The organism is Sulfitobacter sp. HI0027 (genome assembly GCF_001634775.1).
Lineage (GTDB): Bacteria > Pseudomonadota > Alphaproteobacteria > Rhodobacterales > Rhodobacteraceae > Sulfitobacter.
Map to the genome: position 1 here is coordinate 1 of NZ_LWER01000227.1, position 902 is coordinate 902.

The 902-nt window shown below is 59.6% G+C and carries 1 protein-coding gene; it reads right to left on the reverse strand.

The genetic code is table 11. The features are described from left to right. The coding region (locus tag A3722_RS24320) for a hypothetical protein (RefSeq protein WP_201722034.1) at window positions 1-902 on the reverse strand (902 nt) is incomplete at both ends.

The following is a 902-nucleotide window of genomic DNA, read 5'->3' on the forward strand; positions in this document are numbered from 1 at the left end:
TAGCCCCGCTTGGGCCTGAGAGATTTGGTTCAGCAGTTCCGGCGATATGTTAATTTCCTGCGCCAGTGAACCGATGTTCGCAAAGTCGCCTTCTACCGCCGCAAGCTCTTCGCGCAGTTCGGCCAGTTGCGTAAAGAAGTGCTGCGGAACGGGCTGCCCAGTGTTCTCGAACATAGAAATACTGGTCTGCAGCTTCTCGATCTCGCGTCGAACATCCTCAGCAGCCTTTCGCCCTGCATCGGTGCCGGAAGCCGCCAAAGCAGCCGTGACCACTCCCGCCGATGCCTCGGAAGCCTTCGCAATTTCGCTAGTCACGTCCTCAATGATCCCGCTGACCTTTTCCAAGGCTTCGCGCTTGTCGATTTCAAACAGTGCCAGCGCCATATCCCGAACTTCTTCGGTCAATTCGCCGTATTTTTTGCGCAGCGCCTCAAGGTCAGACACGTCTGCCGCAGTCGCGGACATTGCTGCAAGCGCCGCGTCCGCTTCGCCCACACGGTCAGCGAAGGTCTTGGCCTTTTCTTTGGTTTCCTCGGTTGCATCACCAAGGTTCCAAAGAACAGCGGCCAGCGGAGCTCCTACGGCCAATACAGCGCCCATGACAGCGCCCCACGGGCCAAGGATGCCCAGAAGCTGCGAACCCTGCTGCGTGAAGGCTGTAAGGGCCGATGTGCCACCCTGCACCTGCACTGCGAAGTCGCCAACCTGCCAGCCTGCTTGCTGGAACAGGTTGCGGTTGCGGGCCATGAACCCCGTCTGCGCGGCAACCGTGCTGTTCATTGCGAGGACCTTGCTTCTCGTGCGCTCGATCTTATCGACGGTCTGCTCATACTCGCGCTGCAAAAGGTCCATGCCTTTGGCGTGACGCGCCGTGGTCAGCGTCCCGGCCTCTAGTGCCGCGT